Source organism: Streptomyces sp. NPDC060194 (assembly GCF_042728285.1).
In the GTDB taxonomy this organism is placed as follows: domain Bacteria; phylum Actinomycetota; class Actinomycetes; order Streptomycetales; family Streptomycetaceae; genus Streptomyces.
This window is the reverse complement of record NZ_JBHWZH010000002.1, coordinates 48,340-62,056: the sequence shown is the minus strand read 5'-3', so window position 1 is coordinate 62,056 and position 13,717 is coordinate 48,340. Positions and strand designations below refer to the sequence as shown.

Here is a 13,717-nt window from a genome sequence, read left to right as displayed (position 1 = left end):
GGCCACGAGAGGACCCCGCGCATGGAACTTCGCGGATACCGCATGGTGGTGTCGACGAAGGAGGACTTCGTCCACACCTGTGCCGCTGCCGAGCGGCAGCTGTTCGCATGGCTCCGCGAGAAGAAGTACGACCCGTCCGGGGTGGAGGAGGGCCGTACCGACATCGCCCCGGGCGTCACGCTGGACCTCGACTCCGCCTCCGGCAGCAAGGGGGCGCACAGCCGGTAGCGTATGCGGGAGACGCCCACCGCCGTCTCGGGAACCTGGCAGTCGACGCTCGTCGTGCGCTCCGCGCTGGACGAGGGCCGCACCTGGGTGCAGGTCGACATCGAGCACCAGCCGGCACGGGACGACACCTTCCCCACGCCCGCCAAGACGCCGCGGCTCGTCCGCCTCCTCCTCGACCGCCTGGAGGCCCGCGACCACCTCGCCGACGTCACCACCACGCCGGCCTTCGTCGAGGCCGCCGACGTCCACGACGTGATCGGGGAACTGTGCGACACCCGGCGGCGCATGCCCGTCGTCGTCGCCACGGTGCCGTACGGGAAGGACCCGGAGGACTGGGCCACATCGGTCGTGGACCCGCTCTTCCGCAGTCTGCACGGACTGGCCGTGCTCTACGTCCTCACCCCCGAGGCGCAGTCCGCGTTCAACAGGGCGCTCGAGTTCCACCCCGTGTTCGGCGGCGGTGTCCGCACCTACCTGCCGGGCATGGACCCGGCCTGGCGGCCGGACGCGCAGCGCCACCCGGTGATGTCCCGGAAGACCATCGAGAGCAATCGTCCCAAGGCCGCGGCGGTCCTCGCCTCACTCCCCCAGCGGCTCGCGCTGCGGCAGCCGCTGCCCAGCGCCCTGCTCGACGTGCCGCGCCCCCGGCCCCGGCCCCGGCCCACTCCGGACGGCGCCGACCTCGCCCAGCTCCGCACGGAGAACAAGGCGCTCACCGCCGTCCTCGACGAGGCGGAACGCGCGGAGGCCCTGCGCGTCGACGAGCTCAACGAGCTCTACGCGGAGCTCGCCAAGTCCGAACGGAGCAGCAACGAACTGCGCGGCGAGAACGAGGAGTTGTACGACAAGGTCCAGGAGTCGCAGCGGCTCGTCCGCTTCCTGCGCGACCGGCTCGACGCGGTGGGCGAGTACGCGGCATCGCACACCCAGGTCTCTACCCCCGAGATCAGCTACCCGGCGACCTTCGCAGACCTGCTGGAGCGCCTGGACGAGCTCCCTCACGTCTCGTTCACCGGCAGGCACAAGGTCACCCAGGGGCTCGACAGTCAGTCGGTGGACAACTGGCTACGGGTCGCGTGGGACGGGCTGCTGGCCCTGAACCAGTTCGCCGGCGCGTCGAAGGAGGGCACGACCACCGGCGACTTCCTGAGTTGGTGCAAGTCTGAAGCCAGCGCGGCCTTTCCCTTTCCTGCGGCCAAGGTGGCCATGCGGGAGTCGGACACCGTCGCCAGACACCACAAGCTGCGCAACGAGCGCATGCTGCCGGTGCCCCAGTCCGTCGATCCCAGCGGCCGGGTCTTCATGCAGGCGCACCTCAAGATCGGCGGCGGCAACACGATCGCCCCGCGTCTCCACTTCTACGACGACACCGCCCACAGCGGAGCACTCTGCGTCGGACACCTCGGCCCGCACCTGCGCAACACCCTCACCTGAGCCGTCACGACGGCCCGACGGGTCCGAGAAGCGTTCGGGAGGGTGAGGAAGTGAAGAGGGCCGCCCATCGCGCGAGATCCGGCGACGGGCGGCACGATCCTGCTCGATACGACGCTGTTCAGCGACCCGACGCGAAGCCCAGGAACGCCGTCCAGCCCTCCCGGCCCACGGCGAACGCGGGCAGCTCCACGTCCTTGGAGTCCCTGACGTGGACGGCCTGTCCGGCGATCGCGACCTCCACGCAGCTGTCGCCTTCACTACCGCTGTAGCTGGACTTGAACCAGGCGAGTTCTGTCGTACCGCTGTTCATTGCTCTCCTCGCAGTCGCTCCAGCAAGGCCCGGGACTCCGTGGGGCTGAGGGCTTGCGAGCGCAGTGTTTCATAGCGATGGCAGACCACACTCACCTCTTTGGGATCAGAGATCAGTCGCCCGTTCTTCTGCCCCTCGGAGTACCCGAGCCGACGTGACTCCGGGGTCTCCAGCACCTGCACGGGCCCGTCCATGCACGCATGCAGCCCACTCTCCAGCGGCAGAATCTGCAACGTCACGTTCCGCGGCGCGCTCCGCTCCAGCACATGGTCGAACAGCTCCCGCATCGCCTCCGCGTCACCGAACCGCCGCCGGAACACGTGCTCCTCCACGATGAAGCTGAACGGCACGGTCGGGCGCAGCCGCATCATCGCCTGCCGTTCCATCCGCGCGCCGAGCTGCGCCTCCAGCTCCTCGTCCGTGCGCAGCGGGATCGTGCCCTCGAACACCGCCCGCGCGTACGCCTCCGACTGCAGCAGCCCCGGCACCAGCCGGCACTCGTACGTGCACAGGCTCACCGCCTCCCGCTCCAGCCGCGCCCAGCGCCGGAACCACTCCGCGAGTCCCGCCTCGCCCCGGCTGAGGTGCCGTGCCGCCTTGCGCAGCGCGCCCGTGTTCCCGAGGGCGGCCTCCGCGCGCTCGACGAAGGCCTCGTCCGGCATCCGGCGGCCCAGCTCGACCGATTCCACGGTGTGCTTGGAGTACCCGACCTTCGCCGCGAGTTCGGTGCGGGTGAGTCCGGCGTGCTCCCGCAGGGCCTGGACGACCGCTCCGAACGTCCGCAGGCTGTCCGAGGGGTGGGGTTCCCGCTCCCACTCCCCCACCGGAGCAGTCCGCACCACGCTCCCCGCGCCCCCGCCGGCCCCCGCCCCCGGACCCGCGTCCGTCTCGACGATGTCCATCCGCCGCCCCTCTCCCTGCGTGCCGCACCCGCCGCACCCGGCCCGGACCGCTCGACGGTCCCGCACCGCTCGTCCACTCAGCGTGACCACGTACCGCCCGTACTGTCCACCCCGCGTGCCCGTACGCTGACTCCGCGTACGGGGTCCGCACCTGGCCCCGGCCCGTCAGCGCGGTCACGCTGGCACCATGCATCAGATCGATTCCCAACTCTCGTCACCCGTACGGACGTTCCACCAGCTCCTGTCGTCCACGCGGCGCGGGGCCCGGCTGGCCCGGCTGCTCGCCGTGACCGAGCTGAGGTCCTGGGAGGCCCCGCACGACCTCACGGAGCGTGCCGAACTGGTCGTCGCGGAGCTCGCCGCCAACGCCGTCCTCCACGGCCGCCGGCCGGGACGCGGTTTCCGGCTCGCGCTCGCCTACGACCCCTCGGCCGGTGCGCTGCGGGTGGAGGTCACCGACTCCCGCGGCGACCTCGCGCCGCGCGTCCCCCCGCCGGACGCCCCGCCCGACGCGCTCGGCTCGGGCGGCCGGGGCCTGGCGCTCGTCGCCGCCCTCACCGACCACCTGCACACCGTCCCCTACCCGCCCAGCGGCAAGACCGTGGTGGCCGAACTGTCCTGAGCCCGCGCGTGCTCCGCCGGCGCGGGGCCTCGCCCGGACCCGTCGCCCCGCCGGCTCACTTCGTCGTCGCCCACCCGCCCAGCCCTTCCAGGTGGCGGGGCAGGCGGGTGCCCTGCCAGCCCAGGACGAGGTGCTCGCGGGCGCGGGTGATCATGACGTAGTAGGCCATGCGGAGGTCGGCGGCCGTGGGGTCCGTGGCGGAGTCGCTCTCGGTGTCGGCGATGACGACCGAGTCGAAGTCCAGGCCCTTGGCGCTGGCGCGGTGGACGAGGACGACGCCGGGGCGGACGAGGTCGAGGTCCCGGTAGCGGCCCGAGACGGCCTGGGAGCTGTAGAGCTGGGGCGGGTGGGCCAGTCCGGACCGTTCCAGGCGGCGCATCAGATCCGCGGCGCTGCGCAGGGAGTTGACGATGACGCCGACCCGGTGGTGCGGCCGCCGCGAGGCCTGGGCGGCGATGTCATCTGCGAGGGCCCCGGGGCCGGTGTAGTGGCGGACGGCGGGGCGTGGGCCGCTGCGGGCGGGGAGGGCGGGGCGGACTCCGCCGACGCGGTAGAACTCGGCAAGCGAGGCGATCTCGCGGGTGTTGCGGTGGTTGCCGTCGACGGTGGTGCGGCCGGTCGCGCGGCCGAGGGCGGTGGCGATCTCGGCCAGGGTGGAGTGGGTCTCGGTGAGCCGCTGGCACTCGTCGGCGAAGGCGGTGACGGAGACGGCGGCGACGCGGGCCAGGGTGTAGAAACCGGGCGGCAGGTCCTGCCCCTCGTCGACCACCAGGTGCGGGGTGACCGCCGTCTCGTCGGCGTCGACGGTGGCCGCGGCCCGGTAGGAGAGGTCCGGCCAGTCGTACCAGCCGTCCGGGGTGCGGGACAGCCCGGGCCCGAAGCGGCGCTCGATCCAGCTGTGGGCGGTGGCCGCCTCGATCGGTGTGCCGGGGACCGTGAGGCCGGCCAGGGTGTCGCGCAGGAGCTGGCGCAGCAGGTTGGACCGGGTCAGCAGGACGGTGGGGCGGCCGGTGAGGGCGAGGTGGACGGCGCGGTGGGCGGCCAGCAGGCTCTTGCCGCTGCCGGGCGGACCGCTGACGAGGTGTCGGCCGGTCAGCGGGAGCGCGTCGAGGCAGTCGCGCTGGGCGGCGGTGAGGTCGGGGTGGAGGACGGGGGCTTGGGCGGCGGTCATGGTCATCCCAGGGCGGTGGCGGCCGCGGCCGCGCGGCCGGCGGTGAGGACGTCGGCGAAGTAGCCGGGGACGTGGTCGGAGCCGACGAGCAGGGCGCGGTCCAGGAGGGTGTTGCCGGTCTGGCAGCTCGTCTCGGGGAGCAGCGTGCAGGCGTGGCAGGCGGCTCGGTTGAGGTTGCCGAAGCCCTGGCCGCTGTGTTCGACGCAGAGCGGGTCGGCCGAGCACCAGGCGGCGGCCTCCAGCATGCGCAGCAGCGTCTCGGCGAGGTGCGGGGCCTCCCCCTGGCGGACGAGGCCTCCGAGGGTTCCTTCGGCGTCACCCGTCGCGGTGTAGACGAGCAGCCCTCGCTGCTGGTACTCGGGGCGCCCGTAGACGCGTTCGCGCAGGGAGGCGGTGGTGTACCCGGACTCGAAGGAGAGCTGGCGGATGAGCAGGTGGGCGAGGGTGTGCAGGAGGACGAAGCGGGGGGACAGTTCGTCGCCCGCGGTCTCGGCGAGCTGTTCGCCGCGGAAGGAGACGTCGAGGTCGGCGCGGACGCCCTGGACGTGGGCCCGTACGCGCGGATCGGCCTCCCAGGCGGTGAGGCGCTGCTCGTCGAGGCTGAGGACGATCCCCTCGCCGTACACCTCGGTGGCCGGGAGCCACCGCAGGCGGCCGCTGGTGTCGGAGGGGACGAGGGCACCGGTGAGGGAGTGGCGGCGGAAACCGGTCAGGGCGCGGACCTCGCGGAGGCGGTCGGCCAGGACGACGCCGTCGATATGCGCGTCGAGGGCTGCCCAGGGCTCCTCCTTCTCGCCGTCGAGGCCGAGGCCACCGCGGCGGACCGCGAACTCCTTCGCGGGTTCGGGCAGGCGGGCGGCGGTGAACGCGTCCCACTCGTCGCGGCTGAGATCGACCTTCCCGGTGCCGGGTCCGGCTGCGGAGGGATACGGAGATGCGGGTGAGCCGGTGGCTTCGGCGACCAGCTGGTCGAGGAGGGTCTCGGTGACGCCGGTGTCCTCCTGGACCATGGCGCGACGGAAGCGATATCCATTGACACCGTCAACACGTAGGCTGCGGTGAAGTCGCCTCGCTGCAAGGAAGGTTGCCGTATGCCGCACCCGGACCAGCCCACATTCCGCCTCAAGCTCCCCGGCGGCGGCCTCCTCGCGCACGGGCGCCTGCTCACCACGCCCGGGAACAACGGCTCCCTCAAGTTCCTTCTGCTCCAGGGATCTCCGGTCTGCGTCACGGAGTGGCCGGCCCTCGGCGACCACGCCCGCCGTCAGCGGGCCGCGCTGCGTGCTGACGGCTCCCTCGCCGACGCCCCCGGCCTCATGCACTCCCCGGGCGAGGCCCCGCGCTACTGGGTGACGACCCGCGACATCGAGTGCAACTCCTCCTCGGCTGCCGCCTCCCTCGTCCTCGGATACGGCGCCGGCGGCCCCGAGAACTGGCGCGACGACGAAGGCCACCCGCTCGCCGACTACCTCCAGCCGAACCTGCGCACCCCCCGCAAAGCCTGGCTCGTGCGCGGCTCCAACGTCTCCGGACACAACCTGGTGCGGCGACTGTGGCTCCCCGAGGGCATCGTGTCCCTGGCCGGCGCCCACCTGCCGCCCATGGACGAGACGGACCCGACCAAGAGCACCCTGCGCCGGTATGTCGAGGGCGGGTACGAGGGCACCGCCTCGTACAGCCAGAAGCGCGGACTCGTCGACGACCTGCACGCCTTCCTCACCCAGATGCGCGTCGGCGACACCCTCGCCACCCTCTCCGACGGACAGCTGTTCCTCGGCCGGATCACCGGCGAGGCGCGGCAGGCCGACTCCCCCGGCGGTCTGTCCAACCTGAGCCGCACCGTCACCTGGCGGCGGGACGGGCACCCCTACGAGGACCTGCCCGAGGAGCTCCAGCAGAAGCTCTCCGTGCAGCACGATGTCGTCGACCTCACCTCCGTCGCGGACATACTGGCCACGCTGGCCGGGCCCCCGCCCACCCAGACCGCCGAGGAGCAGTCGCCCGAGCCCCCACGGGAACTGGCCCTGCCCGCCGTCACACCCGCACTCGCCGACGACCTCCTCGTCCACGACCCCGGCTGGCTCGACGAGGTGCGCGAGCTCCTGTGGGACGAACGCCAGTTGGTGCTCTACGGGCCGCCCGGCACCGGCAAGACCTACCTCGCGATGAAGCTCGCCGAGCACTTCGGCGGCGGCGCCGAGCAGGTCACACTCGTCCAGTTCCACCCCTCCTACGCGTACGAGGACTTCTTCGAGGGGTTCCGCCCCGCCGAGGACCCCGAGACCCGCGAGGTCGCCTTCCGGCTCACCGCGGGGCCGCTGCGCGAACTCGCCGACCTCGCCTCCCGCGAGGGCAACCGCCATATCCCGCACTTCCTGATCATCGACGAGATCAACCGCGGCAACCTCGCCAAGATCTTCGGTGAGCTGTACTTCCTCCTCGAGTACCGCAGGAAGTCCGTCCGGCTCACCTACTCCGGCGACGACTTCGCCCTCCCGCCCAACCTCTTCGTCATCGCCACCATGAACACCGCCGACCGGTCCATCGCCCTGGTCGACGCCGCCATGCGCCGCCGCTTCGCCTTCGTCGAACTCTCCCCCCGCGCCGAACCGACCCGCGGCCTGCTGGCCCGATGGCTGGAGCGCGAGGGCAAGGACCCCGAATGCGCCCGCCTCCTCGACGAACTCAACGACCGCCTGGCGGAGCCCGAGTTCGCCATCGGCCCCTCGTACCTGATGAAACCGGGCGTCCACCGCCCCGGCGGCCTCGACCGCACCTGGCGGACGAAGATCCTGCCGCTCCTGGAGGAGCACCACTACGGCGAGGGCATTGACATCGACAGCCGGTACGGGCTCGCCGCCCTGCGCAAGGCCCTGCCGTGACGCCGCTCGACGACCCGGAGGTCGACGACCCGAAGGCCGGTGTCCGGGAACCCGACGCCCCGCGGGCCGCGACGACGCCCGCCCCGGGCGGCAGCGCGTGGACGATCTCCCTGCGGGAGTACGCCCCGGCCCGCTCCGTCCCCCTCGACCCGGCGGCCGGCCTGGCCCTGGCCACCTCCGGTGTCCTGGAGAGCGCCAGCCCGGACCCCGCCCGCCCCGGGCACTGGCTGCTGCGCGCCGGCAGCCGCGTCGGCGCGGTCCGGATCCCGATACCCGCCGCCACCCCGGGCCTCCACGGCCGTCACGCCCGCGACCAGCCGGCCGTGACCCTGCGTATCGCCCCCAAGACCACCGTCCGCCGCCTGTTCTTCCTCCTCGGGTTCAGTCTCGACCCCGCGCGCGCCTGGCGGCGGGAGGGCGAGGGGACCGTGCACACCGGCGCGCACGACGACGTCGTACCCGCTCTCGCCCACGCGGTGGAACGGCAGATCGACCAGGCCCTGCGGCACGGCTCGCTCCAGGGCTACCAGCGCGTGGAGGAGTCCGCACTGGTCGTCCGGGGGCGGATCCGGGAGGCGGAGCAGATCCGGCGGCGCTTCGGCCGCACCCCGCCGCTGGAGATCGCCTACGACGCCTACACCCCCGACATCCCCGAGAACCGGATCCTCCGCGCGGCCTGCGAACACCTCCTGCGCCTGCCCGGCGTCCCCACCGACGTCCGCCGGCGCCTCCACCACCAGCGGGTCCGCCTGGCCGACGCCGCCCCGCTGGTCCGCGGCGGCGAACTGCCCGCGTGGACCGCCTCCCGCCTGAACGCGCGCTACCAGCCGGCGCTGCGGCTGGCGGAGACCGTACTGAAGGGCATGTCGCCCGAGCACCGGCCCGGAGCGCTGCCCCTGCACGGGTTCCTCTTCGACATGAACAAGGTCTTCGAGGACTTCGTGACCGTGGCCCTGCGGGAGGCGGTGCGCGAACACGGACTCCACGGGCGCCTCCAGGCCCCGCACGCACTCGACGTCGCCGGCCGCGTCAAGCTCCTCCCCGACCTCGTCGTCCACGCGTCCGACGGCCGCACCCCGGTCGCGGTCGTCGACGCCAAGTACAAGAAGGAGAAGGGCGGCGCGTACCCGAACGCCGACCTGTACCAGATGCTCGCGTACTGCACGGCGCTCGGCCTCGACGAGGGCCACCTCGTCTACGCGGCCGGGCAGAGCGCCGGCCAGGTCCACGAGGTGCCCGACAACCGGCGCGCGCGGGACGCACCCGCCGGCCGCGGAAGCATCCGGCTGCACCAGCACGCCCTGGACCTGGACCGCGAGCCCGCCGACCTGATCGCCGCCTTCCGCACCCTGGCCGCCCGCCTGGTGGCCCCGCACGACGCCACCTGATCCACGGGCGTCATCCGCTCGCACCGCGCCACCTGCTCACCCGCACACCGCGTATCGCTCACCGCACACCAGGGGGACATCAGATGCCACGGCTCGCCTTCGCCCACAGCTTCTGGGACGGCTACGACAGCCTGGACAAACAGATCCGCACCGGCGTCCGCAAGGCGATGGCCAAGTTCCAGGCCCTGACCATCGCCGAGCTCAACGCCGACAAGGGACTCCACCTGGAGTCGGTCGAGAAGTCCCGCGACCCCCGCATGCGGACGATCCGGATCACGGACTTCTGGCGCGGCGTCGTCCTCGCCCCCGACGACGGCAGCGACATGTTCCTGCTGGTCAACGTGCTACCGCACGACGACGCGTACACCTGGGCCGCGAAGCGCCTCTACAGCGCGAACACCGCGACCCGCGCCCTGGAGGTCCGCAACGCCGTCGCACTCGACGAGCTGACCCCCCTGTACGAACAGGCGGCCCGCACGGCCCCGCGGCTCCTCTTCGAGAAGGTCTCCGACAGCACGCTGCGGGAACTCGGCATCGACGACCAGGTCCTGCGCGCCGCCCGCTCCCTCGCGGACAAGGCGCAGCTGGAGGCCTTCGCGACACTCCTGCCCGAGGACCAGCTGGAGGTGCTCCAGTACCTCGCCGAGGGGTTCAGCCCGGAGGAGGTCTACCGCGACGTCGTCGCCGACCGCCGCCCCCTCGACGCGCCCGCCGAGCCGGTCGAGGACTTCGCCACCGTCGTCGCCAACACCACCGCGCGCATCCGCCTCGTCACCGGCCCGCGAGAGCTCGAGGAAGCGCTCGAGAAGCCCTTCGCGGCCTGGCGCGTCTTCCTCCACCCCTCCCAGCGCCGGGTCGCCTACCGCACCTCCTACGGCGGTCCGGTGCAGGTCACCGGCGGCCCCGGCACGGGCAAGACCGTCGCGGCGCTGCACCGCGTCAAGTACCTGCTCGGACGCGACGAGGACAGCCGCATCCTGCTGACCACGTACACCAACGCCCTCGCCGCGGGGCTGCGCGACAGCCTCGCGCTGCTCCTCGACGCCGACCAGGACCTCCTCGACCGCGTCGACGTGACCACGGTCGACGCGTACGCCAACTCCGTCGTCCGCGCGCACGACGCCGGAACCCCGCACCCGGTCGGCGACCGCGAGCAGCGGCAGCTGTGGGGCAAGGTGGTCAAGCGGCTCGGCACCCCCTTCGGCGAACAGTTCCTGGCCCAGGAGTACCGGCACGTCGTCCTCGGCCAGAACCTGCGCGACCTCGACTCCTACCTCCTCGCCTCACGGCGGGGCCGTGGCACAGCCCTCGGCCCGGGCCGCCGGAAGACGGTGTGGGAGGCGACCGAACTGTTCGCACGCCTGCTGCGCGAGCGCGGCGAGACGACCCACCTGGCGGTCTGCGCCCGAGCGGCCGACCTGCTGGGCACCCACGGCCCCGGCTACCGGCACGTCGTCGTCGACGAGGCGCAGGACCTCCACCCCGCGCAGTGGCGCGTCCTGCGCGCCGCCGTCGCGCCCGCCCCCGACGACCTGTTCCTCACCGGCGACCCGCACCAACGGATCTACGACTCACGCGTCACCCTCGGCTCGCTGGGTGTGCACACCGCCGGGCGGAGCTTCCGGCTGCGCGTCAACTACCGCTCCACGGAGGAGATCCTCTCCTGGTCCGCACGGCTGCTCACCCCGGTCACGGTGGAGGCGATGGACGGCGAGGGCGGCGCGGACTCGCTGGCCGGGTACCGGTCCCTGCTCCACGGGCGCCGGCCCGACACCGAGGGCTTCGCCAACCAGCAGGACGAGGTGACTGCCCTGGTCGAGCAGATCCGGAAGTGGGTCGGTGACGGCATCGCACCGCACGAGATCGGGGTGTGCGCACGGTTCAACCTGGCGCTGGACAAGACCGGGGACCGGCTGAAGGCCGCCGGCATCCCCGCCGTGCGCGTCAAGGGGCCCGTGCCGGAGGGGGCCGGCGGGGTGCGGCTGGCCACGATGCACGCGATGAAGGGCCTGGAGTTCCGGGCCGTGGCCGTCCTCGGCGCGTCCAGCGGGGTCGTACCGTTCACCCGGGAGATCACGCCCAGCGACGTGGACCCCCTCCAGCACACCGCGGACCTGCTGCGCGAGCGCTGTCTGCTGTTCGTGGCGTGCACCCGGGCCAGGGAGGCGCTGCGGGTGTCCTGGTCCGGGCAGCCGAGCGAGTTCCTGCCACCGCCCTCGCGTCCCTTTTCCGGGTGAACCGCTCCGGGTTCGGAAGAGACGTCAGTTCGCGGTGGCGACCTGCGGTTTCGTGGAGGCCTGGTAGGAGATGGCCTCGTGTGCGGCTGCGACTCCAAGCTGGAGGGCGGCCGACCGCCGTCCACAGCAGGTACGCCGTCTCGCGCCCAGGGCCGTGAGGCGCGGCACTCGCCGAGGCGCAGGAGCAACCGGCACGGGCAGCCCTCGAGGTCGCGCTGCCGGCCGGCCTGCCGCCGTGCAACATCGAGGCGGCCGCGGATTTTCGCAAAAGCCGTTGGTGTCCGACGTCCTCCGCTGATGGACTGATGCTCTGCCGCAAGTCCCGTGCGTGACGGAGGTAGTGGTGACGGGCTATGACGTACTCGCCGAGGTGTACGAATGGCTCATCTCGGATGCGAAGGTACCGCCCGCCGAGTTCGCGGCGTCGTTCGGCGAGGTCCTCGATCTCCTGCCCCCGAAGGCGCACGTCCTCGACTGCTCGTGCGGAACCGGGCAGTTGGCGGTCGGCCTCGCGGGGCGTGGTATGCGGGTGGTCGCAACGGACGCCAGTGAGGCGATGGTTCGCAGGACTGCGGAGTTGTCCGAGGAGTTCGGGGCGTCCGTCCGGGCCGTACGGGCGAGCTGGGAGGAGCTGCCCGACCGTTTCCGGGACGGCGCGTTCGACATGGTGTTCTGCGTCGGCAACTCGCTGTGCCATGCCGCGGGCGCGGCAGCCAGGGGTGCCGCTCTGGAGTCGATGTCACGGCTTCTGCGCCCGGGGGGACACCTGGTCCTCACGTCCCGCACGTGGGAACGGGTGAGGGCCCGAGGTTCCCGGCTGGAGGTCGGTGACCGACTCGTCCGCCGGAACGGTCGCGACGCCGTCGTGGTCTACCGCTGGGAGATCGCGCCGCGTTGGGAGGCGGAGCACCGTATCGAGATCGCGATCGCGGAGGTCGACGCGACCGGGTCCGTCGTCGTCCGCTCGGAGGTGCTGTCCTGCTGGCCCTACCGCTACGAGGAACTCGAAGCCGCGCTGCACCGGGTCGGGCTCCGGACGGAGCTGAGCACGTTCGACGGTGAGGCCGAGAACTACCGGGTGGTCGCGCGCAAGGTGGAGTAGTCGCCGGCGGCGGGGCGGGGCGTCCGCAGCCGGCAATTGCGTTGTACGTCGCCGGCGTTGTGGGGGAGCATGCGCGGTTGTGACCTCGCGAGCAGATGAACCCCGCCCCGACGTGGCCCCGCCCGTCCCGGACACGGCCGCGGCCGCGCCGGCCGTCGTCCGTTCCACGCCGGTGCAGCGGGACGGCAACGTCCTGCGGTGGCTGGCCGCGTACACCTTGTCCGTGGTCGGGGACGCCGCGTACTTCGTGGCGCTGGGCTGGGCCGCGCAGAAGGTGGCCGGGCCGGCGCAGGTCGGGCTGGTGATGGCGGTGGGGGCGATACCCCGGGCGATCCTGATGCTCGGCGGCGGGGTGATCGCGGACCGGTTCGGCCCGCGCCGGGTGGTGATCTCGTCCGACGCGGTCCGCGCCGTGGTGATCCTCGCGGCCGCCGCGGCGCTCGCGTTCACGACCCCCGGCCTCTGGCTGCTCGTCGCGCTCGCGCTCGTCTTCGGCATGGTGGACGCGCTGTTCATGCCGGCGGTCGGCGCCATGCCGCCCCGGCTCACCGGCCGCGACCAGCTGATGCGGGTGCAGAGCCTGCGCAACCTGGTGCAGCGGTCCGGGCACATCGCCGGGCCGCCCCTCGCCGGGTTCTCGATGGGGCTCGGCGGGCCCGCCGCCGCGTTCGCGGTGACCGGCGTCCTGTTCGCCCTCTCGCTGGTCCTGCTGGTCGCGGTCCGGCTCGCGCCGCTGCCGCCCGAGGAGCGGCCCGCCGTCGACTCCACCGCCCGCCGCGACCTCGTCGACGGCATCGTCTACCTGCGCCACGAGCCCGTCGTCGGGCCGCTCGTCCTCTCCGGACTGCTGTCCATGATCGGCTGCATCCCGCCGATGGCGGTCGGCGTCATCCTGCTCGCCGAGGAACGCGGCTGGGGCCCCGCCGGCGGCGCCTGGGTGAACGCCGCGCTCAGCGCCGGCGTCTGCACGACCTCGCTGCTGCTCGTCGTGCGCGGCCGCTTCGCCCGCGCCGGCCACTGGCACAACGTCACCCTGATCGTCGCCTCAGCCGGGATCGGCCTGATCGGCGTCATGCCGAACCTCGGTCTCGCCGCCGCCGCCGCGCTCGTCTCGGGCATGGTCTCGGGCCTCTGCGGCGGGCTGTCCATGGCGCTCATGCAGTCCAACACCGCGCTCGCCTTCCAGGGCCGGGTCGCCTCCGTCCAGGCGCTCAGCGCGGTCGGCATCACCCCGGTGATGTTCCCCGTCTTCGGCCTCCTCGTCGAGGCGTGGGGAGCCGGCCCGACCTTCCTGCTCTTCGGCTGCATCAGCATGCTCGGCGCGACGGTCTCGACGGCCTCCCGCGCCGTCCGCCACGCGGACCTGGACTTCGCCCCGCGCGACGCCGCCTGACGCGGGCGGCCGGACGCGGACGACGCGCGACGGCCGCTGCGGCACTGC

At 72.8% G+C, this 13,717-nt stretch carries 12 protein-coding genes; 8 read left to right on the top strand and 4 right to left on the bottom strand.

Annotated features, from left to right (window positions below):
- Positions 1-21: 21 nt before the first annotated feature.
- Positions 22-228, top strand: a complete 207-nt coding sequence (locus tag ACFWEG_RS00855; protein ID WP_387207658.1) for a hypothetical protein — start codon at positions 22-24, stop codon at positions 226-228.
- A 3-nt stretch (positions 229-231) separates the two neighbouring features.
- Positions 232-1,662: a hypothetical protein gene (locus tag ACFWEG_RS00850; protein ID WP_387207656.1), complete on the top strand. Its 1,431-nt coding sequence runs from the start codon at positions 232-234 to the stop codon at positions 1,660-1,662.
- 118 nt (positions 1,663-1,780) lie between these two features.
- Here ACFWEG_RS00850 and ACFWEG_RS00845 read toward each other — a convergent pair whose 3' ends face one another.
- Together ACFWEG_RS00845 and ACFWEG_RS00840 are read right to left on the bottom strand one after the other, a co-directional pair.
- Positions 1,781-1,972 carry a DUF397 domain-containing protein gene (locus ACFWEG_RS00845; RefSeq protein WP_387207654.1) on the bottom strand — a complete coding sequence of 64 codons (192 nt, stop codon included), beginning with the start codon at positions 1,970-1,972 and terminating at the stop codon, positions 1,781-1,783.
- Positions 1,969-2,874, bottom strand: a complete 906-nt coding sequence (locus ACFWEG_RS00840) for a Scr1 family TA system antitoxin-like transcriptional regulator (protein WP_387207652.1) — start codon at positions 2,872-2,874, stop codon at positions 1,969-1,971. The genes ACFWEG_RS00845 and ACFWEG_RS00840 overlap by 4 nt, the downstream gene beginning before the upstream one ends.
- Before the next feature lie 187 nt (positions 2,875-3,061).
- Between ACFWEG_RS00840 and ACFWEG_RS00835 the strand changes: the two genes are divergently transcribed.
- The gene (locus ACFWEG_RS00835; protein ID WP_387207650.1) at positions 3,062-3,496 is read left to right on the top strand and encodes an ATP-binding protein; all 435 of its coding nucleotides are present in this window, start codon (positions 3,062-3,064) and stop codon (positions 3,494-3,496) included.
- A gap of 55 nt (positions 3,497-3,551) precedes the next feature.
- Here the strand turns inward: ACFWEG_RS00835 and ACFWEG_RS00830 are convergent, their stop codons facing one another.
- Positions 3,552-4,667, bottom strand: a complete 1,116-nt coding sequence (locus ACFWEG_RS00830) for a hypothetical protein (protein WP_387207648.1) — start codon at positions 4,665-4,667, stop codon at positions 3,552-3,554.
- A gap of 2 nt (positions 4,668-4,669) precedes the next feature.
- Positions 4,670-5,677, bottom strand: coding sequence for a DrmB family protein (gene drmB, locus ACFWEG_RS00825; RefSeq protein ID WP_387207646.1), 1,008 nt, complete (start codon positions 5,675-5,677; stop codon positions 4,670-4,672).
- A gap of 81 nt (positions 5,678-5,758) precedes the next feature.
- Here drmB and ACFWEG_RS00820 point away from each other — a divergent pair, with 81 nt between their 5' ends.
- The 5 genes from ACFWEG_RS00820 (at position 5,759) to ACFWEG_RS00800 (ending at position 13,669) form a co-directional block, all read left to right on the top strand.
- Positions 5,759-7,549, top strand: coding sequence for a DUF4357 domain-containing protein (locus ACFWEG_RS00820; RefSeq protein WP_387207644.1), 1,791 nt, complete (start codon positions 5,759-5,761; stop codon positions 7,547-7,549).
- Between the two features lie 104 nt (positions 7,550-7,653).
- Positions 7,654-8,937 (top strand): McrC family protein, encoded by a 1,284-nt coding sequence (locus ACFWEG_RS00815; RefSeq protein ID WP_387207699.1) that lies wholly within the window; start codon positions 7,654-7,656, stop codon positions 8,935-8,937.
- An 83-nt stretch (positions 8,938-9,020) separates the two neighbouring features.
- Positions 9,021-11,174 (top strand): UvrD-helicase domain-containing protein, encoded by a 2,154-nt coding sequence (locus tag ACFWEG_RS00810; protein WP_387207642.1) that lies wholly within the window; start codon positions 9,021-9,023, stop codon positions 11,172-11,174.
- Positions 11,175-11,517: 343 nt separating this feature from the next.
- A complete protein-coding gene (locus ACFWEG_RS00805) occupies positions 11,518-12,276 on the top strand; it encodes a class I SAM-dependent methyltransferase (RefSeq protein ID WP_387207640.1) in 759 nt (252 codons plus the stop codon).
- Between the two features lie 79 nt (positions 12,277-12,355).
- Positions 12,356-13,669 carry an MFS transporter gene (locus ACFWEG_RS00800; protein ID WP_387207638.1) on the top strand — a complete coding sequence of 438 codons (1,314 nt, stop codon included), beginning with the start codon at positions 12,356-12,358 and terminating at the stop codon, positions 13,667-13,669.
- Positions 13,670-13,717: the final 48 nt, after the last annotated feature.